General features: G+C 64.7%; 18 protein-coding genes. 4 read left to right on the top strand and 14 right to left on the bottom strand.

Translation table 11 applies throughout. The annotated features are described in order from the left end of the window. Nucleotides 1-42: 42 nt before the first annotated feature. From ACQ4WR_RS04380 to ACQ4WR_RS04430, 11 genes are all read right to left on the bottom strand, one after another. Entirely contained in the window at nt 43-579 is a 537-nt protein-coding gene (locus tag ACQ4WR_RS04380; protein ID WP_258002976.1) for a type II secretion system protein, read from the bottom strand. Then, nucleotides 566-955 carry a prepilin-type N-terminal cleavage/methylation domain-containing protein gene (locus tag ACQ4WR_RS04385; protein ID WP_102294698.1) on the bottom strand — a complete coding sequence of 130 codons (390 nt, stop codon included), beginning with the start codon at nt 953-955 and terminating at the stop codon, nt 566-568. Before ACQ4WR_RS04385 ends, ACQ4WR_RS04380 begins: the two co-directional genes overlap by 14 nt. Further along, nucleotides 955-1425, bottom strand: a complete 471-nt coding sequence (locus ACQ4WR_RS04390) for a type II secretion system protein (RefSeq protein ID WP_436485565.1) — start codon at nt 1423-1425, stop codon at nt 955-957. The genes ACQ4WR_RS04385 and ACQ4WR_RS04390 overlap by 1 nt, the downstream gene beginning before the upstream one ends. After that, nucleotides 1422-3320 carry a secretin GspD/PilQ domain-containing protein gene (locus ACQ4WR_RS04395; RefSeq protein WP_436485567.1) on the bottom strand — a complete coding sequence of 633 codons (1899 nt, stop codon included), beginning with the start codon at nt 3318-3320 and terminating at the stop codon, nt 1422-1424. The genes ACQ4WR_RS04390 and ACQ4WR_RS04395 overlap by 4 nt, the downstream gene beginning before the upstream one ends. Before the next feature lie 17 nt (nt 3321-3337). Then, complete coding sequence (locus tag ACQ4WR_RS04400) at nt 3338-3877, bottom strand: hypothetical protein (protein WP_436485569.1); 540 nt, start codon at nt 3875-3877, stop codon at nt 3338-3340. Next, complete coding sequence (locus ACQ4WR_RS04405; RefSeq protein ID WP_436485570.1) at nt 3874-4428, bottom strand: type 4a pilus biogenesis protein PilO; 555 nt, start codon at nt 4426-4428, stop codon at nt 3874-3876. Before ACQ4WR_RS04405 ends, ACQ4WR_RS04400 begins: the two co-directional genes overlap by 4 nt. 53 nt (nt 4429-4481) lie before the next feature. Further along, entirely contained in the window at nt 4482-5030 is a 549-nt protein-coding gene (locus tag ACQ4WR_RS04410) for a hypothetical protein (RefSeq protein WP_102294645.1), read from the bottom strand. After that, the gene (locus ACQ4WR_RS04415) at nt 5021-5809 is read right to left on the bottom strand and encodes a hypothetical protein (protein ID WP_436485572.1); all 789 of its coding nucleotides are present in this window, start codon (nt 5807-5809) and stop codon (nt 5021-5023) included. Before ACQ4WR_RS04415 ends, ACQ4WR_RS04410 begins: the two co-directional genes overlap by 10 nt. Further along, on the bottom strand, nt 5796-7493 hold the full coding sequence (locus ACQ4WR_RS04420) for a GspE/PulE family protein (protein WP_436485574.1): 1698 nt from the start codon (nt 7491-7493) through the stop codon (nt 5796-5798). Before ACQ4WR_RS04420 ends, ACQ4WR_RS04415 begins: the two co-directional genes overlap by 14 nt. 25 nt (nt 7494-7518) lie before the next feature. Continuing rightward, entirely contained in the window at nt 7519-8718 is a 1200-nt protein-coding gene (locus tag ACQ4WR_RS04425; protein WP_436485576.1) for a type II secretion system F family protein, read from the bottom strand. A 246-nt stretch (nt 8719-8964) separates the two neighbouring features. Beyond that, nucleotides 8965-11496, bottom strand: a complete 2532-nt coding sequence (locus ACQ4WR_RS04430) for a M4 family metallopeptidase (protein WP_436485578.1) — start codon at nt 11494-11496, stop codon at nt 8965-8967. A 709-nt stretch (nt 11497-12205) separates the two neighbouring features. Between ACQ4WR_RS04430 and ACQ4WR_RS04435 the strand changes: the two genes are divergently transcribed. After that, nucleotides 12206-12826: a hypothetical protein gene (locus ACQ4WR_RS04435; protein ID WP_436486094.1), complete on the top strand. Its 621-nt coding sequence runs from the start codon at nt 12206-12208 to the stop codon at nt 12824-12826. Nucleotides 12827-12878: 52 nt separating this feature from the next. On the opposite strand, the gene argH is transcribed toward ACQ4WR_RS04435, so the two are convergent. Beyond that, complete coding sequence (gene argH, locus ACQ4WR_RS04440) at nt 12879-14276, bottom strand: argininosuccinate lyase (RefSeq protein ID WP_436485579.1); 1398 nt, start codon at nt 14274-14276, stop codon at nt 12879-12881. A gap of 265 nt (nt 14277-14541) precedes the next feature. Between argH and ACQ4WR_RS04445 the strand changes: the two genes are divergently transcribed. After that, nucleotides 14542-14748 (top strand): hypothetical protein, encoded by a 207-nt coding sequence (locus ACQ4WR_RS04445; protein WP_102294634.1) that lies wholly within the window; start codon nt 14542-14544, stop codon nt 14746-14748. A 391-nt stretch (nt 14749-15139) separates the two neighbouring features. On the opposite strand, the gene ACQ4WR_RS04450 is transcribed toward ACQ4WR_RS04445, so the two are convergent. After that, complete coding sequence (locus ACQ4WR_RS04450; RefSeq protein WP_102294632.1) at nt 15140-16528, bottom strand: YfcC family protein; 1389 nt, start codon at nt 16526-16528, stop codon at nt 15140-15142. A gap of 14 nt (nt 16529-16542) precedes the next feature. Continuing rightward, nucleotides 16543-17679 (bottom strand): succinylglutamate desuccinylase/aspartoacylase family protein, encoded by a 1137-nt coding sequence (locus ACQ4WR_RS04455; protein WP_436485582.1) that lies wholly within the window; start codon nt 17677-17679, stop codon nt 16543-16545. 199 nt (nt 17680-17878) lie between these two features. Between ACQ4WR_RS04455 and ACQ4WR_RS04460 the strand changes: the two genes are divergently transcribed. Both ACQ4WR_RS04460 and ACQ4WR_RS04465 read left to right on the top strand, forming a co-directional pair. Then, on the top strand, nt 17879-18898 hold the full coding sequence (locus ACQ4WR_RS04460) for a MurR/RpiR family transcriptional regulator (protein ID WP_258002974.1): 1020 nt from the start codon (nt 17879-17881) through the stop codon (nt 18896-18898). A 33-nt stretch (nt 18899-18931) separates the two neighbouring features. Further along, nucleotides 18932-21727 (top strand): TonB-dependent receptor, encoded by a 2796-nt coding sequence (locus tag ACQ4WR_RS04465; protein ID WP_436485584.1) that lies wholly within the window; start codon nt 18932-18934, stop codon nt 21725-21727. Nucleotides 21728-21821: the final 94 nt, after the last annotated feature.

Genomic DNA, 21821 nt, shown 5'->3' on the forward strand with positions numbered 1-21821 from the left:
CTGTTCCTTTGTCCTGTGCGTGCCGATGAAAGACGCATGATATCAGTTTGCGCCTTTCGGCTTGAGGCCAGGCGTACCGCCTGCCGCATCGGGCGGCGCCAGCACCAGGTCGTGCGGATAGGTAAATTGCCAGTCCGCGTAGCGCTGCTTGCGGCGCAGGCTGGCGTCTTCATCGAGAAAATTGTCCTGCTTGATGGGCAGCTGCGGCGACAGCGAATGAATGCCGACGATGCGTCCCTCCTGCCGCAGCAGGCCCCATTCCGCCTTGCCCGTGACGGGGTCGGCATACACGCGGCGCAAATGGCGCCGGGCATTGGCGAAGCGGGGATCTTTCAGCAGTTCCTGCAGGGTCAATGGATAGCGCGGGCGGCCGTCGGCCGGCGTGCTGTCATAGTAGCGCCCCAGCGCATTGCGGAATTCATGGCCGATGAACAGCAGTTCGCGCTCCTTGTCGCGCCGCGCGGCCGTGGCAAACAGTTCGCTGGCCACGACCAGGCCGACGCCCATGAAGGCCACCAGCAGCAGGGTCCAGATGTAGGCGAAGCCCCGCGCGCGGTATTGATAACTAGAGCTGCTCAAAGGGGATGCCCTCGCGCGTCTTGCCCTTGGCGCCGCTGCGCACGTCGGCCACGCCGCTGATTTCGCCATTCGGCGACGGCACCAGCCGCCACGTGGCGCTGGACTCCGTAACGGGGTCGAGCGGCACGCTGCGGAAGTAATGGTGGGTGACCAGGTCGGCCAGCGCGGCCGGATACTCGCCCTTGTCGGCATAATATTGATCGAGGCCGCTCCTGAGCACTTGCAGGTTTTCCTTCAGGGCCACTTCCTTTGATTTTTCCACCGAGCCGAAATAGCGGGGAATGGCGATCGTCAGCAGCAGCGAAATAATCGCCAGCACCACCAGCAGTTCGACCAGGGTAAAGCCGCGCCGCAGGGCAGTTGAATGCATGGGCATCACCATTGGTTGAGCGGCACGCCGTTCAGGCCCGCCCTGGTTGCGTGCGAGGCGACGTCGAACACGTCTTCGCCTTCACTGGGGTTGTCGGGTGGCGAGGCGTAGGCGCGCTTGCTCCAGCTGTCGGCCGCGCTGCCTTCTTCCCTGGGCTGGAACGGGTCGCGCGGCAGGCGGCGCAAAAAATAGATGTTCTGTTTGGATGGACTGCGCTGGTCGGGCACGCCCTCGACCAGCTCATCGAGCTTTTTCGGATAGCCGGAGCCTCCCAGCGACAGCTTGATGCGGCCATTGTCCGAGGCGCGCTTGTAGCCGTCGATGGCTTCGCGGATCTCGATCAGTGCGCTGCGCAGTTCATGTTCCTTCGCGCGTTGCAAGGCTACCTGGGCCATCGGCACGGCCACCGTGGCCAGGGTCGCCATGATCGCCAGCGTAATCATCAGCTCGATGAAGGTAAATCCCTGCTGCCTCATTGGCCACCCTTGACGGTGGCGGTGGCGGTGGGCGTGGCGGCAGGCTTGTCGCCAGCGGCGGGTGCTTCGTCGCCGCCCGTCATCGGCGAACCGGCGCGCGGCGTGGCCTGCTCCGGCGCGGCGATGGCTTCGGGCGCGCCGCCCACGCTGCCACGCCCGCCCACGGCCGCCTCGGTGCCGGAATTGAATTCGGCCGTCATCAGGTCGGGGCGGCGGATGCTGCGCAGCAGGCGCGGCGTGATCGACAGCACGATCTCGCTGCGCATGGCGTCGTCCTTCTGGCTGCCGAACAGGCGGTTCAGCACGGGCAATTCGCCCACGCCTGGCACCTTGTTGGCCGTGCCCCGGTCCTCGTCGCTGATCAGCCCCGCCAGCACCTGCGTCTCGCCATCCTTCAGGCGCAGCACGGTCGACGCGCTGCGCGTACCGATCTGGTAAGCCTGCGTGCCCGTCTTGCTGATGACTTCCTTGACGACGTTCGACACTTCCAGGTTGATCTTGATGGCCACTTCGTCGTCCAGGTACACGTTCGGTTCGACGTCGAGTTTCAGGCCCACGTCGATGTAATTGACGCTGTCGGAACTGACGCCGTTGTTGGTCGTGACGGTAATCACGGGCACGCGGTCGCCGATGAGGATCTTGGCCTTTTCCTTGTTGCGCACGCGGATGCGCGGGTTGGCCAGGATATTGCTGTCGCTATCGGTCTTGTTGGCGTTCAGGGTCACGCCGCCGATGCCCAGGTTGATATTCTCGCCATTGATGCGGCGCAGGTCGGCCACTTTCAGGCCGCCCAGGCCCGTGCCGCTGCCGGCCAGGGTCAGGCTGGCCTGGTCGGGCCAGCGGATGCCCAGTTCCATCAGGCGCGTGCGCTTGACTTCCAGCACCTCCACTTCCAGCATCACTTCCGGGTCGGCCAGGTCCTGCACGTTGATGATGCGTTCGGCCATGCGCACCATTTCCGGCGTATCGCGCAGCATGATGATGCCCAGGCGTTCATCGGTGACGACATCCTTGGCCTTGAGCAGGGTCTTGATGGAAAACGCCACCGTCTTGACGTCCGCATTGGCGAGGAAGAAGGTGCGCACCACCAGCTGCTGGTAATCCTTCACCTTTTGCGGCGTGTTCGGGTAAATCGTGATCGACTTGTCGCTGGTGACGCTTTGCTCCAGCTGGTTCGCCCCCAGCAGCATGGCGATAGCTTCCTCGATGCTGGTGTCGCGCACGGAGATCGTGGCGCGCAGGGCGGGATCGACTTCCTTGTCGAAGACGAAGTTCAGGCCCGAGACCTTGCTGATGAAATCGAACACGGAGCGCAGCGGCGCGTCGCGAAATTCCAGGGTCACGGGTTTGCGGTAGGCGGCCGCCAGCTTGCCGCCGGCCGGCCTGGCCTTGGCCTGCTCATCGCCGATGCGGCTCTTCAAGGCCAGCGCCTCGCGCTGCGCGGGACGCTCCTGCAGCACCTGGCGCAAGGCTTCCTGCGCCTGCGCCACATTCGCTTCGCCGCCGCGCTGGTAGCTGGCCTGCGCTTCCTGCACCAGCTTGCGGTGCCGCTCATCCTGCGCCACGCTGGCCAGGCCCCGCTGCGCCACGTCATCGCTGGCGTCGATGGCCAGCGCTTGCCGGTACAGCGTTTGCGCCTCGGCCAGGCTGCCTTGCTGGCGCAGCGCTTCCGCGCGGCCATTCAGGCTGTTCAGCGCGCGCATCTTGCCGTTGGTGACGGCGATGCGGTACTTGGCATTCGTCGGTTCCGCCTGCGCCGCCTGTTCCAGCAGGGCCAGTCCCTGTTCCGTGCGGCCCGCACCCAGCATGGCCTGGCCATCGTTGTAGGCCTGGTTGCCGGCGCAGGCGGCCAGCAGGGACAGCAGCGGCAGCAGTTTGATGAGATTGCGAGGCATACGTGCGGCGCGTCGTTTCAATTGAGGTCCCCTACGGCGAGTGTCTGTTTCAGGTTGAGCGGCAGATAGGTAAATTGCAGGGAACCCTGCACCACGCCGTCGAAGCGGTAGCGCTCTTCCAGCATGTCGCCGGGCCGCGCCACCACGTTGCGTTCGCCCGCCTGCAGGAAGTAGGCGGCCTTGCCTTCGTCGGCGAAGCGGCCGAGGAATTGAAAGGGCAGCGGTGGCGGCGCGTGCGCGTCGATGGCGGCGACAGTGCGGCTGGCCTGCGCCGCCTGCTGGTCGAGCATGATTTTTTTCGGTGTCTCGGGCTGCCAGCTTTGCTTGGCAAACAGGGTCGCCGCCTCATCATCGTCGAGCGCCCGGCGCCGCTCGATGACCAGCGCCGCACGGGCAGGCGGGGCGCTGGCCGGCGTGACGAGGGCCGCTAGCGCCACGCGGTCCGCCTGGCGCGGCGTGGCAGTGGCCGGCCCGACGATGCTGCCTTCGTCCTCTGGCGCGAAGAGGGCGGCCAGCAGGGTCGCCACGGCCGCTGCCGCCAGCACGGCTTTTTTCATGGACGCACCTCCGGCTTTTTCACCAGCAGGATGAACTGGATGCGCGCATCGATCTCGCCGGCCTCGATCTGTTCGCGCTTGAACAGCACGGAGTCGAGCGTCAGGGTGGGCAGTTCCTGCAGGGCGTCGACGATGAAGGCTTGCAGCTGTGCGTATTCGGCCTTTACGGGCAGGGTGATCTGATAGCGCAAAAAGGCGGCGTTGCCGTCTTCCTGCGGCTTGTAGTCGGCCTTGGCCAGGGTGACGCCGCTTTTTTGTGCCACCTCCAGCAAGGTTTTCAGCTGCTCGGGAATGCTGTCATGCCGGGGCAGATAGGCGTGGAAGGCGGCCAGGCTATCGGCGTCCGCATCGAGCGTGGAGGCGGTGGATGGCATGGCAGACTGCCTTGCCGCTGCCGCCAGCTGCGCCGTCAGTTGTTGCTGGCGCAGCGCCAGCGCCTCGCCCTGCTGCACGGCGACGACTGCCAGCGCCAGGCTGGCGGCACCGATGGCGCAGGGCCAGCCCAGCTGGCGCCACAGGCGCTGCGCTTCCCACCGCAGGCGCGGTGGCATGCGCAGTTGCAGCCGCGACCGCGCCGGGCGCGCTTGCACTGTCAACACGGGTTTTATTGCCGCCATTGTGCCTCCAGCTGAAAACGGTACGGATGTTCCGGGGCGTCCGCGTTGCTGCTCATCTCGTGCTTGAGCAGATACACGGAACTGAACATGGGTTGCTGGTTCAAAAAGGCCAGGTAGTTGAGCATGTCCTGTGGCGTGGCCGCTTCGGCGGCGATCTTGAGGGCGCTGGCGCCATCCTGGCCCTGCTGCGCGTTCAGGTCCAGTCCCAGCAGGGCCACGCGCACGTCGCGCGGCGCCTGCACCGTCCTGACCAGGCGCGTGACGGGCAGGTTGAGCTGGCGCACGGCGACGGCGACCTGTTTCAGTTCGATGTCGCGTTCGCGCTGGGCGCTGGCGGACAGCGGTGCGCGCACGGTGCGCGCCGGTTGCAGCTGCGCCAGCTGCGCTTCCAGGCGCCGCGTTTCCTGCGCCTGCACCAGCCAGTACACGGCGGCCGGCAGCAGCGTCAATGCACCCGCCAGGCACAGGATCAGGCGCCAGCCACTGAAGGTCTGCGCCGCGCTGGCGGGCAGGAAGTCGATGCGGCTCAGGCCCATGCGGCCTCCCGCATCAGGTGCGCGGCGCTGGCCACCGGCATGGCCTGGAAGCGCGCCGGCAGGTCCGGCTGCGGTACGCCGCTCAGGTTCAGCAGCGCCACGTGCTCGATCGTGTCGAGCTGCGGCGCGCGCAAGTTCCAGCGCCGCCATGCCCGTTCCAGTTCAGCGCCCCAGGCCGCGTCGCAGGACTGGCTGTGCAGGGCCGTGATGCGCCCGCCGCCGCTGGTCGCCAGCAGCAGCCGTCCCGCTTCCACCAGGGCGAAGGCGGCGGGTTTGCCAGCGGCGATGCTGCGCCAGGCCGGACCCACGATGGGTTCGACGGACAGGCAGCGCCGGCCTTGCGCGCCGGCTGCGTCCTGCACGCCTTGCAGCAGGGCCGCATCGATGCCGCAGGCCAGGCGCGGCTGGCCAAAGGGGGCGTCGTCGGCGGTCAGGCGCCAGGCGCGCGCACTGTCGCCGTAGACGGCAGCGAACTGGCCATGCAAGAAGCGCTGTGCGCTGGCCGTGTCGAGCAGGGCGCCGCTCCACGGCACGATCAGCATGGCGCACCAGCGGCTGGCCAGGCTGACGGCCAGCGGGAGTTTTTTGCCGCTGTCTTGCTCCAGCCAGCCGCACAGGGCGGCCAGTGCCACTTCCCAGCTGGCGCCGGGGTTCACGATGGGCAGGTGGAAAGCGCTGCCGGCCACGGGACGGCCGGCGCGGCGCTGCACGCCGTGGAGCGCGTGCGGCGCCAGGTGCAGGCACACGGTGGTGCGGGCAAGGCGTTCAATAAGTGACACGATTGAGCTCCGCTAACGTGGTTTCACCGCGCCGTACCAGATCCAGGCCCGCTTCGCGCGCCAGCCTGAAACCGTTGCGCGCCGCTTCTTCCTTCATCTGGCTCAGGGGCGCGCGCGTGCAGATCAGTTCGCGCATCGCGTCGCTGAGCATCAGCACTTCGGCCACGGCCTTGCGGCCCTTGTAGCCGGTGCCGCGGCAATGCCCGCAGCCCTTGCCGGCCATGAATTGCCAGTCCTGTACCTGATGCAGGGCCAGGCCGCTATCGCGCAGTTGCTGTGCATCGGCCAGCACCTCGGCGCTGGCGTCGATGGCGCAATGGGCGCAATTGAGGCGCAGCAGGCGCTGCGCCACGATGCCGTTCAGGGCCGCCGTAAAGCTGTAGGCGTCCACGCCCATGTGCAGGAAGCGTCCCACCACGTCGAAGACATTATTCGCGTGCACCGTGGTAAACACCAGGTGGCCCGTTAGCGCCGCCTGCACGGCGATCTGCGCCGTCTCGTCGTCGCGGATTTCGCCGATCATGATCTTGTCGGGATCGTGGCGCAGGATGGAGCGCAGGCCGCGCGCAAAGGTCAGCCCCTTTTTTTCATTGACGGGTATCTGCAGCACACGCGGCAGCCGGTATTCGACGGGGTCTTCGATGGTGACGATCTTGTCGCGTCCCGTGTTGATTTCCGTGATGGCCGCATACAGGGTGGTGGTCTTGCCGGAACCCGTGGGACCCGTCACCAGCAGCATGCCGTGCGGCTTGGCGGCCAGGCGGCGTATCTGTTCGATGGCGTCCTCGTTCAGGCCCAGGCTTTCCAGGCGCAGCGCCTGCGCCGCTTCCGTCAGCGCGCGCCGGTCCAGCAGGCGCAGCACGGCATCTTCGCCAAAGATATTCGGCATGATGGAGACGCGGAAATCGATCTCCGCCCCTTTCACGCGCACCTTGAAGCGGCCGTCCTGGGGGATGCGCCGTTCGGCGATGTCGAGGTCGGCCATGACCTTGATGCGCGAGATAATCTGTTCGGCCATCTGCAGCCCCTGCACCTGGCCCGCCTGCACCAGCACGCCGTCGACGCGGTACTTGATGACAAGGCTGGCCACGTCGCATTCGAGGTGGATGTCGCTGGCCTGGAATTTCAGGGCGTCGTAGATGGTGGAGTTCACCAGTTTCACCACCGGGCTGCTGTCTTCGCTGATGCGGATCAGCGAGATATCCTCGATGCTCTGGTCGAGGCCCGGCACATCATCACCGTGCTGCATTTCCTGCATCGCCTGCTGTACGCTTTCCTGCTGCAGCAGATAGGCGGCCAGGTCGTCCGGGTGCGCCAGCGCCACCGTGAACGGCGTGCGCAGGGCGAAGTCGGCCCACTGCAGCAGGTCTTCGGCAAACGGGTTGCCGATGATGAGCACGGGCGGCGCGTCCGGGACACCGGCTTGCAGCAGCACGCAGTCGCGCTGCGCGCAATCGGTGTAGGGCAGCAGGCCAAAGGCGGGCAGGCTGGCCTGCAGCTCGGCCATCGTCCACGCCGGGTAGCGGAACAGGGCGGCCAGCTGGCGCAGGAAGACGTCGGGTGGCAGGGCTGCCGTTTCCTGCAGCACGGCCATCTGCGGGCGGCCCTGTGCCAGCGCGCTGGCGTGGGCCTGGCGCAGCATGGCCGCATCGAGCACGGCCCGTTCTTCTTCGCGCGCGTTCATGGCAGGCACCGCATGGTCAAGACCCTCAAGATAAACTCCCGGCCAGTTCAAAGATCGGCATATACATCAGCACCACCACGCCGCCGATGACGACGCCGATGATGGTCATCAACAGCGGTTCGAGCAGGCGCGAGGCCCAGTCCACCCAGCGGGCGAATTCCTCGTCGTGGAATTTGGCCGAACGTTCCAGCATGTCGCCCAGGCGGCCCGTGTTCTCGCCCACTTTCAGCAGCGACTGCGCCACCGGCGTGGCCATCCCGGCCTGCTCCAGCGCGGTGGAAAACGGCATGCCTTCCTGTACCGCGCGGCGCGCCTGCGCCAGCTGCTCCTGCTGCGCCGGCAGCAGCATGGGCGCGACCATGGCCAGTGCCTTGTGCAGCGGGATGCCCGCATGCAGCAGCAGGCTGAGGGCGCGGTAGAAACGCGCCAGGCGAAACTCGGCCGCCTTCTCCGCCAGCACGGGCAGGCGCAACAGGCGCAGCACCAGTGCCTGGCGCGCGCCGGCATTGCCAGCGCCGAACAGCACGGCGGCCACCACGCCGGCCAGGGCGCTGGCGCACAGCAGCGGATGCGCGGCCAGGGTCTGGCCAAAGCCCAGCAGCATTTGCGACATCCACGGAATGTCGCGGCCCGAGCTTTCATACACGACGCTGAACTTCGGCACCACGTAGCCGAGCAGGAACAGGGTCACCAGGCCGCCGACGACGAGCAGCATGCACGGGTAGATGGCGGCGGAAATGAGTTTCTTGCGGATGGCGTCGAACTGCAGCTGATAGCCGACGAAGCGCGCCAGCGCCTCGGGCAGGTTGCCCGAGCGCTCGGCCGCATGCACGGTGGCGATGTAAATGTCGGGGAAGATATCGGGGAAACCGGCCAGGGTGTCGGAAAAGCTTTGCCCTTGCTGCAGGGTGAGCACGATGGCGGCCAGGGTCGCCTTGGCGCCGGCGCGCGTTTCCTTGTTGTGCAGGGTGGCCATGGCCTCGCCCAGGTTCAGGCCCGCTTCGAGCAGGGCCAGCAGCTCCTGGCTGAATTGCAGCAGGGGCAGGCCCTGCTTGCCCGTCCGCGCCACGGTGCCCGTGCCCGTGTCCAGGGCAGTGCTGTCATCGACGGCCAGCACGCGCCAGCCGCCGCGCACGGCCGCGCGGATCGCCTCGGCCTCGCTGGCGGCGTCGATGGCCAGCGCCTGGCTGCCCGCCGGGCCCTGCACCTGGAGGTGGAACTGCATCGTCGGCTCAGGCGAGCATGGTGAGGGCCTTGGGCGTGAAAACGGGGTGAGATGAAAAGGCGAAAGCGCGTGCGGACAAGGTCGAAGTAGGCATCGGTCAGGAACAATCCAAAAAAAGTTCAATGCGTCGCGGGTACCGGCAGCAAAAGTGCAATCACTGCCTCAGGGTAGACTGGAATTGCCAGAAAATCAATCGTGCGGTGCGGGCAAGCCTTGTATCGACGGCTTGCCCGCATCTTCAAGCGCTTACTGCGTGACCAGGCTGACCTTGTCGATCACGAACGAGGTTTGCAGCGAGGCGTCCTCGGTCGCGGCAAACGACAGCTGCACCGTCTGGCCCTTGTAGGCGATCAGATCAAAGGTGCGTATCTGGTAGCCGGCCGCCTTGTTCACGTTCGAGTACGTGGCCAGGGTGCCCAGCACGGTGCCGGCGCTGTTCTTCACCGTCACCACCAGCTTGTCGTACACGGTGTTGCCCGTTTCGGCCGTGTCGATATGCAGCGCGAACGTCAAGCTGGCGGCGGTGGCGGCGGCCGGAATGGCCACGCTTTGCGTCAGCGATTCGCTGGCCGTGGTGCCATTGCCGCCCAGCCAGGCGTACTTCGTGCCTTCATACGCGGTTTGCCCCGTGAAGGTGCCGATGGCGCCGGTGGTGCCGCTCCAGCCCGTGGCGCCCGACTCGAAGCCGCCGTTCGTCACTCGTTCCGTGGCCGAACTGGTGCCCACGGTCAGGGTGGCGTTGTTCGACGTTGCCGTCACGGCGGGCGACGAGGAATCCGTCACCGTGGCCTTGAAGACGGCGCCGCTGTCGGCCGCCACGGTCGTGAAGCTGTAGGTCGGCGAGGTGGCGCCGCTGATCACGGCGCCGTTGCGGAACCACTTGTAGGTGTACGGTGCCGTGCCGCCACCGGCGCCGACGGCGAACGAGGCGCTGGCGCCCGGCGCGACCGTGATGCTGGCCGGCTGGCTGGTGATGGTGACCGCGCCGCCCGTGGTCGATTCATCGACGTCGGTGCCCACGTTGATGGCCGCATACGCGCGCTTGACGGCGGTCGCTTCGGCGCTGCCCACGCCATACAGTTCCTCGGCTGACTGCAGCACCTTGTTGCGCGCGTCGGCGTAGTTGGTCGACGAGGTGAACTTGGTGGTGGCCGCCTTGAACCAGATGCGGTAAGCCTTGTCGCTGCCGATACCGGTCATGGCCAGCGGGCTTTTGTTCAGGTAGGAGCTGTAGTAGTCGCTGCTGGACGTGGAGTTCGAACCTTGCGACAGGAAGTAGAACATGCGGTTGTTAGGGCCGCTGCTGTAGTGGACGTCGAGGTTCTTGATGGTGCTGCTCCACGCATTCGGGCTGCTGCCATCCTTGCTAGGCTTGTACAGCCAGCGCAGCGGCTGGCCATTCTTGGCGATTTCCTTGCCCGTCATCCAATCGTTGCCCGTGTTGGGGATGCTGGTGCCCGTGCCGCCGGCGCGCGCATACGCTTCCACCATTTCACCGGCGATGTCGGAGCTCGATTCATTCAAGCCGCCCGACTCCTGCGAGTAGATCAGGCCCGAGGTGGCGTCCGTGATGCCGTGGCCCATTTCATGGCCGATCACGTCGATGGAACCGAGGTTGTTGAACGAGCTGCCGCCGTCGCCGATGTACATGCACTTGCAGCTGCTGTCGTAGTAGGCATTGTCGTAGGCCGTGTTGACGTGGGCGGCGATGTGGGTGGCCGTGTTGTTGCCGTCCAGGCTGGACCAGCCCAGCACATTCTTGTGCGTGTCGTAGGTGTTCATCAGGCCCCACATGGCGTTGACTGCCGCCGTCTGGCCATTGGCGTTGGTGGTGCTGCCGCCGTTGATGTACTGCTGGCCATCGCCCCAGGTATTGCTGGTGCTGCTGTACACGCTGCCCGAGGAGGTGCCGTGGTTGGCGTTGGTGATGGCCATGCCGCCGAAGCTGCCGCCGGTGCCGCGGCTCGGGTCTTTCATGGTGTAGGTGCTGCCGGTCAGCGTGGTGTTGAGCGGCACCTGGCCGTTGTACTGGCTGTTGCCGATGCCGGCCACGGTTTTCAGGGCTTTCCACTGGCGCAGGATGCGGCCATCTTTGGCGCTGACGACGGTGTCGTAGTAGATCGGCTTGTTGCCGCTGATCATGCGCGTCTGCACCAGGTAGGCCAGTTCGTAATGGTCGACGACGTCCTGCACGTCGAGGGCGTTCAGGGCCGCTTCCGATTTGTTTTCGGCGCCGGCCACGCGCACGGTTTTCATGACGGGGTAGATCAGCAGCTGCGCCTGTGGCGGCACATGGTCGACGGCGCGCACGCCGATGTTGTCGACGGCGGCGGCGATGGCGGCGGCCGCGCTGATGGCAGGCGTGGTGTCGATATCGGTGGTGGCGCTGCGGGTGACGGAATTGACGCCGCCGCTACCGAGGCCGGAAGCGCGGTCCGACACCGATTCGCTGACGATGTCGCCGGCGCTGTTGCTGACCACGACTGTTTCGGAACCGAAGACGGGCAAGCCCTTGTAGGTGTGCTGCACGCGGCTCACGCGCGTGCCGCTCACGCCAGGATGCTGGGCGCCGACGGCAAAGCCATGCTCGGTGTTCAGGCCGCGGCTGCGTGCCTGTGCCGCCAGTTTATTGACCAGGCTGGCAGTCTCTTGTGGCGACGCCAGGCTGACCGGGGCGGCCATCAGGGTAGATGGCAGCGGCGTGGCGGCATGCGCCGTGGTGGCCATCAGCGGCAGGGCGGCGATGGATGCGGCAACTATCGTCAAACGTAAATTCATTTCTGCTCCAGGGTATCGGTTAGGAAAATGGTGAATGAACTGGCCGCGATTGTCTGATGGCCACCCCGGCGTGCCTGGCGGCGGGCGGATAGCCTGCCGTTGTTGTAATGGGATGGCGCCGGGTAGAGCGACACTAAACTTGTCGATATCGCCATGTCAAAAAATTCAAAAAATGGGTCACGGGGCGTTTATTTGTTAAGAATTGAACATTTATCCGTGATTTATGCAGCGAAGGTTTGATCTGTCGCAAGCCGTAACTTTTGTTTTGGACTACTCCCTCTATTGGGCCGTTCTGTTGGCAAAACACTGTTGCGTTTTTTAAATGTTGCGATCTACACTAGGTCGTCGCATTGCCCCCAGCGGGCAAGGCGACGACAAAAAAAGCGCACGCGGCAATGACCGCGTTCAGGTAGCGCATCGGGAAAAAAAATCGGGAGTCTTCCATGACGTCAGTACTGTTCTCTGCAGTTGGTTTCAGCCATTTCCCCTCTGGAGCGGCGCTGATGCTGCATCCGCCTTCCTAGCCGCCATCACCTGACCCGGCGCCCGCAAGGGTGTTTGTCCAGCTGTGCGGCCCCGCTTCCAGGCGTGGCCGCGGGAGTAGTGCGTCTTTTTTTTAAGGAAGGGTTGCCGGCTCCTGGTGCGTGCACCGGAATCGCCGGCCCGCGGAACTATGCTTTCGATAGCGACTAAAGTGGAACAGATCGTGATGGAATCGGCCTTTCTCAGCGAGGGACTGGGACGGGGCTTGCTCAACCTGTCGGAGCTGGCGCGCCAGCTGCAGCCGCAGCTGGAGACGGACTTATGGAAGCCCGTGGGACAGGCCGCCGTGGTCATGGCGCTGCGCCGCCTGGCCGAACGGATGCCGCCGCAGAAGAGCGGCGAGATCGTGCTGGCGCACCGCGCGGGAGAACTCTCCACGCGCAGCGAATTGATGGTGTTTACTTACCGCTATTCCGACCAGACCTATGCCTGCCAGCGGCAGCTGCTGGCGCTGGCCGCACCGCAGCGGGGCACTTTCATCACCATCACGCGCGGCGTCAACGAGGTGATGGTGATCTGCAGCCGCACCCTGCACGCGCTGGTGGAGGAAGTCTTCGGCAGCGAGCAGGAACTGGCGCGCCTGGAACGGGTGACGGCCGTGACCCTGCACCTGGCGCCGGAAACCTGCTACACGCCGGGCGTGTACCACGCCATCCTGCGGCGCCTGGCGTGGGACCGCATCAACCTGATCAACATCATCTGCACTTACACGGAGCTGACCTTGCTGCTGGAGGCATCGCAGACGGGGGCGGCGTTTTCCGTGCTGTCGAAAATCGCCGCGCAATGAAAAGCGCCCCGCTGCAGTGCTGCAGCGGGGCGCTTTCAGGCGTGAGCCGGTCTTACTTTGCCAGCTGCGTGCGCACGCGGGCAATCGCGGCGCGCACCTGCTTAGGCGCGGTGCCGCCCACGTGGTCGCGCGCGGCCACGGAGCCTTCCAGGGTCAGCACTTCGAACACGTCTTCGCCCGTCAGTGGCGAGAAGGCGCGCAGCTGCTCCAAAGACAGGTCGGCCAGGTCGCAGCCCGCGTCGACGCAGGCGCGCACGGCCAGGGCCACGGCTTCGTGCGCATCGCGGAAGGGCAGGCCTTTCTTGACCAGGTAGTCGGCCAGGTCGGTCGCCGTGGCGTAGCCTTGCAGGGCGGCCGCGCGCATGGCTTCCGGTTTCACCGTGATGCCGCCGGCCATGTCGGCGAAGATGCGCAGGGTGTCGATGACGGTGTCGACGGTGTCGAACAGCGGTTCCTTGTCTTCCTGGTTGTCCTTGTTATAGGCCAGCGGCTGGCCTTTCATCAGGGTCAGGAGGCCAGTCAGGTGGCCGTAGACACGGCCTGTCTTGCCACGCGCCAGTTCCGGCACGTCGGGGTTTTTCTTTTGCGGCATGATCGACGAGCCGGTGCAGAAGCGGTCGGCGATGTCGATGAAGCCGATGCGTGGGCTCATCCAGATCACCAGTTCTTCGGCCATGCGCGACACGTGCATCATCAGCACGGCGGCGGCGGCGCAAAATTCGATGGCGAAATCGCGGTCCGAAACGGCGTCGAGGGAGTTATGGCAGACGTCGTCGAAGCCGAGAGTCTTGGCTACGCGCAGGCGGTCGATGGGGAAGGTGGTGCCGGCCAGCGCGGCGGCGCCCAGCGGCAGGCGGTTGACGCGCTTGCGGCAGTCGGCCATGCGCTCGGCGTCGCGGCCGAACATCTCGACATACGCCAGCATGTGGTGGCCAAAGGTGATCGGCTGCGCCACCTGCATGTGGGTAAAGCCCGGCATGATGGTGTCGGCATGCTGCTCGGCCAGGTCCGTCAGCGCGCTGCGGAAGGTCGCCAGCAGGGTCGTGATGTCGTCGATGGCGGCACGCACGTACAGGCGGATGTCGGTCGCTACCTGGTCGTTGCGCGAACGGCCCGTATGCAGGCGTTTGCCCGCATCGCCGACCAGTTCCGTCAGGCGTTTTTCAATATTCAGGTGGACGTCTTCCAGGTCCAGCAGCCATTCGAACTGGCCGTTGGCGATTTCCTGCGAAATTTGCGCCATGCCGCGCTGGATTTCAGCGTAGTCGGCCGGGCTGATGATGGCTTGCGCATGCAGCATTTCCGCATGGGCCAGCGAACCCTCGATATCGAACAGCGCCAGGCGCTTGTCAAAAAATACAGAAGCGGTGTAGCGCTTGACGAGGTCCGAGACCGGTTCGGAAAACCGGGCCGACCAGGCTTCGCCCTTTTTGGAGAATTGATCAGTCATGAAAGAAGTCCTTTAGTGTAGGGCGATTATAAACAAGGTTGGCCCGCGGTAGGGCTTTTAGGGGCGCGCAAGGCGGGGAAATGGCGCGCAATGGGGCTTGCAGGCGTCAGATGGGCGCGGCTGGGGGCCATTCGCCTTCCATCGCGCGCTTTTGTATTCTGTCCCGCCAATCGTGCGTTTTGTCGCAATCCGGTGGTAGTGCAGGGACGATCGGCCTACAGTTCAATCATCGCAGCACACAACCAGCCACCTAAAGGAAAACATCATGAACATCGCCAAAAACATGGAAGCCATCTTCGTCGCCATCATCGCCATCGCCGCTGCCACCAGCCTGGCCACGGCCGCCGTGCCGAAGTTCCGCGCCGCGCCAGCCGCCCCTGCCGCCCTCATGGCCAGCGCCGATAACGTCACCATGCACACCGTGTATGTGAGCGCCAAGCGCTTGAGCGCCGCGGAAAAAGCCGCGCTGTAAGCGCGGTTATGGCATGCCAGCAGGACCAGTAGTCATCAAGCAGTAGTCAGCAAGCAGCAAGCAGCATCAGTCACAGCATCAGCTCCAGCCATACGGCATCATCGGCAGTCAGGACGGGCGGCGCCCCCGGTCCTTGCCAGCCACCACGCATGCATTCCCTGGCAAGCACACGCCGGCCCGGCGGCACGCACACCTTGTTTCGGCAGTTGCCCCGCATCGCCATTATTTTCCCCCATCGTGCAAGTTTTTTCCGCCCATCCGTACTACCTGTCCATTGATTCAGGCCTGGCGGCCGCGCCACGATCCTGCCAGTTTCCGCGCTTGCCGGCGCACCCGGAAAATCTCGGCAAGAAAAAACGCCACGGGGAGCATGGCTCGCCGTGGCGTTTTTTTACTGCCAGTGCATCAGGCAGGGAGGAATCAGCAGCAGCAGCGCCAGCACCAGGTAGATCAGCTGCAGCGGGATCATCCACTTGGCCCAGGTGATCCAGGGTACGCGCGCCAGCGCCAGCACGCCCACGGTGATGCCGGAGGTGGGGATCATCGGCGTGGTGAATTCGCCGAACTGGAAGGCCAGGATGGCCGTCTGGCGCGTCACGCCCACCAGGTCGGCCAGCGGCGCCATGATCGGCATGGTGAGCGCCGCCTGGCCGCTGCCCGAGTGGATGAAGAAGTTGATCACCGACTGCATGAAGAACATCTTTTGCGCGGCGAAGACGGGGCTCGACGACGCCACCAGCGGCGTCAATGCGTGCAGCATGGTGTCGATGATCTGCGCGTCGCGCGCCAGGATCATGGTGCCGCGCGCCAGGGCGATGACCAGCGCCACGCTGACCATGTCGCGCGCGCCCTGCACGAAAGCGGCCACCAGACTGTCCATGTCGAGGCGGCCGACCAGGCCGACGACGATGGCCATCACCAGAAACAGGGCAGCGATTTCATCGATGAACCAGTCGTACTTGACGACGCCGACGACCATGGTCAGCAAGGTGCCCAGGAAGATCCACAGCACGGCGCGGTGCGTGCGCGTCATACCGGCGAAGCTGTCCAGATCCAGCGTGTGCTCGCTGCGCTTTTCGATGTCGAGCAGGTAGGTCGGGCTTTTTTCCGGGTGGCGCTTGATGCGCGCCGCGTACCACATCAGGAACAGGATGCTGACGGCCGTGGCGATGGCCCAGACGATCAGGCGGTAGCCGATGCCGGAAAAGATCGGCACGCCGGCGATGCCTTGCGCGATGCCGACGTTGAACGGGTTCAAAAAGGCGGCGGAAAAACCCACTTGCGAGCCGATGAAGGGAATCGACACGCCGGTGATGGTGTCATAGCCCAGGGCCAGGGCCAGCGGCACGAAGATCAGGATGAAGGGAATGGCCTCCTCGTTCATGCCGAAGGTGGCGCCGCCCAGCGAAAACATGGTGAAGAAGACAGGGATGATGGCGGCGCGCACGAAGCGCGAGCTGGTGTGCGCCTTGGCTATGGCCTTGATCAGCGAATCGAAGGCTTCGGTTTTTTGCAGCACGGCGAAGGCGCCGCCGACGATCAGCACGAAGCCGATGATCAGGCTGGCGTCGACGAAGCCCTTGATGGGCGCCATCATCAGCGCGGCCAGGCCTTGCGGCTTGTTCTCGACATAGTGGAAGGTGCCGGGAATGATCAGCTGCTTGCCGTTCACCAGCTGGGTGTCGAATTTGCCGCCGGGTACCAGCCAGGTGGCCAGCGCGATCATGGCCAGGATGCCGCAGAGCAGGACGAAGGTATTGGGGAGCTTGAATTTTCTCATGGTGCCTGGGTTCTTTATTGGCTGAGCAGGCTGCCGCCGCGGAAGGCGACGGCACCGGCGACCTTGCCGACATTCATGCCGCGCAGGACGTGGCGGTGGGCGCTGCGCGCGAAGAATACACCAGCGACGGTGCAGCGCAACGTCGTCGTTTCGCCGCTGACCGGGTCGATCAGGTCGGCCAGCGCATCGCCGGCGGCCAGCATGTCGCCCATTTCGCGCAGGTACACCAGCACGCCGTGATGCGGCGCGAGGATAGGCTCCACACCGGCCAGCGGCGTCGGCTCGCATTGCGGCGCGGGCAGGCCGTCGCCGGCGCCGGCGATTTCCAGCACGCCTTCGATGGCCAGGAAGCGCAGCAGGGCGGTGGCGTCGCGTTCTGCCAGGGCGTAGCTCACTTCCACTTCGCCGCGCAACTCGACGGTGGTCGACAGGCAGGCGGCGGGAATCGGGAAGCGGCCGCCAAAGTGCGCGTCGAGATCCCACCACAGGCGGCTGCACGCTTCATCGAATGGTTCTTCGCCGGCCGCCAGTTCCAGCAGCACGGCGCGCGCGCCCAGCAGCGCGGAGAGGGGCGCGATCTGCGCCGCCAGCGGCGTGCCCGTGTAAATGTGCAGGGCCGCCTCGTTATCGCAATGCAGATCGAGCACGATGTCGGCATCGATGGCCATGCCCAGCAAGGTTTTCTTCAGCGTTTCCGCGTCCGTGCCGGGCCGCCAGGCGGCGACGGCGTCGCGCGCGTGTTCGCGTATCAGGGCCACGTTGGCTTGCGCATCCTGTCCCAGCTTGCCAGCGAGCGTGGTTTTCAATTCATCGGCCACGTGGCGGTAGGCGCGGTTGAAATTGATGCCCGTGGTCAGGTCGAAGCGGCCGAACGGCGCGCCATGGATGGCTTGCGCCAGGCCGAGCGGATTGGCGGCCGGCACCAGGATGATTTCGCCATGCACCTTGCCCGCCGCTTCCAGCGCCAGCAGTTCGCGGCGCAGGAATTGCGACACCAGCATGCCCGGTACCTCGTCCGCATGCAGCGCCGCCTGGATATACACTTTCTTGCCGCTGCGGCTGTCGGCCGCCGCGCCGCCGAAGTGAAAGCTGCTCAGTTGGCAGGACACGCTGGCGTGCGGCGTGGAGATCGGATGCTGTTGTACTTGCATGGTGGGTGCCCCGGAAAGGTGCATGGTTGGTGGATTTCGGTCGATTATGTCGCATTATTTTCACTAAGTAAATCAATGAAAATCCATTTACAAAAATTTGTTGAGTTTTCTTTTTGATATGCGTACAGTGAGTTCCAGTATCCATTTTTTATGCAGCGGCACCGCTGCGCCGCACAGACAAGCACAGGCCGCCAGTGATATGAAAGCATCCGCCAGTCCTGCCCGCAGCATCAAGCGCACGCCACGCACGCCGGCGCTGTCCGGCGCGCTGGCGTCGCCCGACGCCGCGTTTGCGCAGTCGCCGCTGGGGCAGGCCTTGATGCATGTACTGGGTGGCGGCTCGGCGTCGCAGCGGCAGATCGCCGACTACCTGCTGCGCAACCAGATGCGCGTCACCGCGCTGGGCATCGAGGAGCTGGCCGACAGCTGCCAGGTGTCGACGGCGACCATCAGCCGCTTCGCGCGCGACATCGGCCAGAAAAATTATTCCGCCATGCGCAGCGCCATGGCGGAAACCCTGCAATCACTATTGCAGCCGGTCGACAAATTGCGCCATACGATAGAGCGGCGCGCGCGCGCCACCTCGCCCATCACGCAAAGCCTGGAATATGCGGCCGCGAATATCGCCGCCACCTCGGGCGCCCTGTCGCTGCCGGAGATGCACGCCGTGGTGCGCCGGCTGACGCGGGCCAGGGTGGTGTATGTGATGGGCTTTGGCCTGTCGGCCAACCTGGCCGGCATGCTGGTACAGCATCTGCAGCCATTTTGCCCGCACGTGGTGGAAGTGGTGGGCATCGGCGGCTCGGAAGTGGCGGCTGGCCACCTGGTCAACCTGACGGCGCACGACGTGCTGGTGGTGATCTCGTTTCCCCGCTACACGCTCGACTGCATCGGCCTGGCCAGCTTCGCGCGCGACCGCGGCGCCTGCATTGTGGCGCTCACCGACTCACCCGCATCCCCCTTGGCCGAACTGGCCGACCACGCGCTGTACGCGCAAAGCACGCATCCCGTCCTGCCCAGCAGCGCCAGCACGGCACTGGCCATGATCGAGGCGCTGGCCGTGGCGCTGATGGTGTCGAACAAGGACAACGTCGACAAGGCCGCCCGCCTGAGCGAGGTGATCGCCGCTTACCTGTATGGCGGCGAGCATGGCATGCAGGGCCCCCGGAAAACAGCAGTCAAGCAGCGCAAGGCAGTGCATAAAAAGCAGTCACTATAAAAAATCAGGGTTAACATCATCGGGAGAGTTGCAATGCATAGGGAAAAACAACACGGCCGCCGCGCACTGCCACGCGAAGCGGTACTGGCACATGCGGTGCGCCTGGCAGTGGCCGCCTTGAGCGTGACGGCGGCGCTGGGCATGCTGGGCAATGGTGCGCTGGCGCAGGAACAGGGCACGGATGCGGAACCGGTACAGAAAAAAATGCAGCGCGTGGAAATCACGGGTTCGGCCATCAAGCGGCTGGAGTCCGAGACGGCGCTGCCGGTGCAAATCATCTCGCGCGCCGACATCGAAAAGGCGGGCGTGACGACGGCGGCCGAACTGATGGCGCGTGTCTCGGCCAACGTGGGCGGCCTGACCGATGGCGCCAGCATCAACGTGGGCGGCGACCAGCGCGGCTTCAACAGCGCCAACCTGCGTGGCGTGGGCACCTCGTCGACCCTGGTGCTGCTCAATGGCCGGCGCATGGCCAACTTTGCTTCTCCCGGTGACGACGCGGGCGTGGACTTGAACAATATCCCCGCCGCCGCCCTGCAGCGCGTGGAAGTGCTGCTCGACGGCGCTTCAGCCCTGTACGGCACGGACGCCATCGGCGGCGTGATCAATTTCATCACGCGCAAGGATTACCAGGGCGTGGAGTTGAATGTGTATGGCAGCGGCACGCAGGAAGGCGGCGCCGGCAAGCGCACTGCCAGCATCACGGCAGGCACGGGCGACCTGGCCGCCGATGGCTACAATATCTTTGCCGTCGTCGACCTGCAGCAAACCGACCGCCTCAGTTCCTCGCAGCGCAAGTTCATTCCGAAGCTGCAGATACCGCAGCGCCTCGGGCATTTGCTGTCGAGCTTTACCAGTCCGGCGAATATCCGCCTCAGCGGCGCCCAGCGCACGCACTTGCAGGACAACGATTTCCAGCTCAACGGCCAGCCGATCACCAACCGGCAGATCAATTTTTCGATCCCGAACTGCGCGCCGCCGGCCAATCTGTACCTGCCGGCGGGGACGGGCGGCGTCGATGCCTGTACCTACGACTACATGGGCGACACGGAGCTGTATCCGAAGACGGACAAGCAGAACCTGCTCACGCGCGGCGTGCTGAAACTGAATAACGAGCACCAGCTGTATGCGGAGGTGGCGTTGAGCCGCTCGCGCAGTTACTACGTGGGTTCTTCCGCGCGCGTCATCGGCTATCTCGATTACAGCAAGGTACCGCAGCTGGCCAATGCGGGCTTCGATACGGCGCTCGATGAGGATGGCGAACCGGTGGGGCGCGAACTGGAACTGCGCATGCGCCTGAATGAGGCGGGCATGCGCACCAGCCAGCTGACCAGCGAGAGCCAGCGTTTCGTGGTGGGCGCCACCGGCACGCTCGCCGGCTGGGATTATGACGTGGGCCTGAACCACAGCGTCAATATGGTGAAGGACAAGGATACGCATGGCTATGTCCTGTATGACAAGCTGTTGGAAGGCATCGCCGATGGCCGCATCAATCCCTTCGGCCCATCGGGCGCGGAAGGCAAGGCGCTGCTCGACAGCATCCAGGTGAACGATGAGGTTCGCCATGCGCGCGGCACCATGGACTCGCTGGATTTCAAGGCATCGCGCGCGCTGATGGCGCTGGGTGGCGGCGACATGGCGCTGGCCGTGGGCGGCGAAGTGCGCCGCGAGCGCACGGAGTTCCGCCCATCGGCCTTGCTGATGAGCGACAACATCAACAACGACGCGGCGCCCGAGGGCGGCGTGGCCACCAGCGACAGCCGCAATGTGCAAGCGATCTACAGCGAATTGCTGCTGCCGTTCAGCAAACAGTGGCAGGCGCAGTTGTCCGGCCGTTACGATCATTACCAGCAAGTGGGCGGCGCCCTGAGTCCGAAGATCGGCCTGACCTACATGCCCAGCAAGCAGGTGCTGCTGCGCGCTTCGGCCGGCAAGGGCTTCCGCGCGCCATCGATGTCCGACCTGCACCGGCCCACTGCCTACAGCAGCACGGCGACCTTGCCCGATCCCGTGTATTGCGCCAGCGAGAACAATGATTACTCCGTCTGCGCCGACAACTGGGATACGCGCCGCTACAGCAACGACAAGCTGAAACCGGAACGCAGCCGCCAGTTCACGGCCGGCCTGGTACTCGAACCGAGTCAGCACTGGACCCTCAGTGCCGACTACTGGAACATCAAGCGCACGAATTTGATCAGTGAAATCGGTGACGACATCATCCTCGCCAACCTGTCCAAATATGGCGACCTGGTACACCGCGATGAAGACGGCTTGATCGACTATATCGAGCTGCGCAAGGAAAACCGCGGCGCGCAAAAAGCGGCGGGCATCGACATCACGGCCGACCTGCACGGCGTGAAGACGGCGTGGGGACGTTTCGGCGGCCACCTGAGCGGCACCTATGTGCTCGACTCGAAGATCCAGACCAGTCCTGGCGATAGCTTTATCAGCAATTTGAACAAGTTCGTCACGGATGGCGTGGTGCAGCGCTGGCGCCACACGATCACGCTGGACTGGGACAACGGCCCGTATTCGGCCAGCCTGTCGAACACCTATTCAAGTGGCTACGACGACCAGAATTCGGCCATCAACGTCGACGATGGCAGCGTCGTCAAGCAGAACCGGGTGAAGGCCTACACGATCTGGGACATGTCGGGCGCCTACGCCGTCAGCAAGCAGTTCAAGCTGCGCGCGGGCATACAGAACCTGTTCAATACCAGCCCGCCATTTTCGAACCAGGCGTACTTTTTCCTTTCCGGCTATGACCCGACCTACACGGACCCGCGCGGCCGGCGCTTCTATGCCAGCGCCAATTACAGTTTCAAGTAGGATGTTTCATCAAGTCGGGAGATACCGCAATAACGCTGCCGTGTGCGGCAAGTAGTATCGTAGTTCGATGGAGTTGGGTTGCAAGCAGCAGTAT

The organism is Janthinobacterium amylolyticum (assembly GCF_051380655.1).
Lineage (GTDB): Bacteria > Pseudomonadota > Gammaproteobacteria > Burkholderiales > Burkholderiaceae_D > Janthinobacterium.

What these genes read in the sequence shown, in the direction of transcription:
- argH (WP_436485579.1), bottom strand. Translation starts at nt 14,276, where the DNA reads ATGACTGATCAATTCTCCAAAAAGGGCGAAGCCTGGTCGGCCCGGTTT.
- ACQ4WR_RS04420 (WP_436485574.1), bottom strand. Translation starts at nt 7,493, where the DNA reads ATGAACGCGCGCGAAGAAGAACGGGCCGTGCTCGATGCGGCCATGCTG.
- ACQ4WR_RS04445 (WP_102294634.1), top strand. Translation starts at nt 14,542, where the DNA reads ATGAACATCGCCAAAAACATGGAAGCCATCTTCGTCGCCATCATCGCC.
- ACQ4WR_RS04390 (WP_436485565.1), bottom strand. Translation starts at nt 1,425, where the DNA reads ATGAGGCAGCAGGGATTTACCTTCATCGAGCTGATGATTACGCTGGCG.
- ACQ4WR_RS04455 (WP_436485582.1), bottom strand. Translation starts at nt 17,679, where the DNA reads ATGCAAGTACAACAGCATCCGATCTCCACGCCGCACGCCAGCGTGTCC.
- ACQ4WR_RS04425 (WP_436485576.1), bottom strand. Translation starts at nt 8,718, where the DNA reads ATGCAGTTCCACCTCCAGGTGCAGGGCCCGGCGGGCAGCCAGGCGCTG.
- ACQ4WR_RS04395 (WP_436485567.1), bottom strand. Translation starts at nt 3,320, where the DNA reads ATGCCTCGCAATCTCATCAAACTGCTGCCGCTGCTGTCCCTGCTGGCC.
- ACQ4WR_RS04460 (WP_258002974.1), top strand. Translation starts at nt 17,879, where the DNA reads ATGAAAGCATCCGCCAGTCCTGCCCGCAGCATCAAGCGCACGCCACGC.
- ACQ4WR_RS04410 (WP_102294645.1), bottom strand. Translation starts at nt 5,030, where the DNA reads ATGGGCCTGAGCCGCATCGACTTCCTGCCCGCCAGCGCGGCGCAGACC.
- ACQ4WR_RS04400 (WP_436485569.1), bottom strand. Translation starts at nt 3,877, where the DNA reads ATGAAAAAAGCCGTGCTGGCGGCAGCGGCCGTGGCGACCCTGCTGGCC.
- ACQ4WR_RS04435 (WP_436486094.1), top strand. Translation starts at nt 12,206, where the DNA reads ATGGAATCGGCCTTTCTCAGCGAGGGACTGGGACGGGGCTTGCTCAAC.
- ACQ4WR_RS04465 (WP_436485584.1), top strand. Translation starts at nt 18,932, where the DNA reads ATGCATAGGGAAAAACAACACGGCCGCCGCGCACTGCCACGCGAAGCG.
- ACQ4WR_RS04405 (WP_436485570.1), bottom strand. Translation starts at nt 4,428, where the DNA reads ATGCCACCGCGCCTGCGGTGGGAAGCGCAGCGCCTGTGGCGCCAGCTG.
- ACQ4WR_RS04450 (WP_102294632.1), bottom strand. Translation starts at nt 16,528, where the DNA reads ATGAGAAAATTCAAGCTCCCCAATACCTTCGTCCTGCTCTGCGGCATC.
- ACQ4WR_RS04430 (WP_436485578.1), bottom strand. Translation starts at nt 11,496, where the DNA reads ATGAATTTACGTTTGACGATAGTTGCCGCATCCATCGCCGCCCTGCCG.
- ACQ4WR_RS04385 (WP_102294698.1), bottom strand. Translation starts at nt 955, where the DNA reads ATGCCCATGCATTCAACTGCCCTGCGGCGCGGCTTTACCCTGGTCGAA.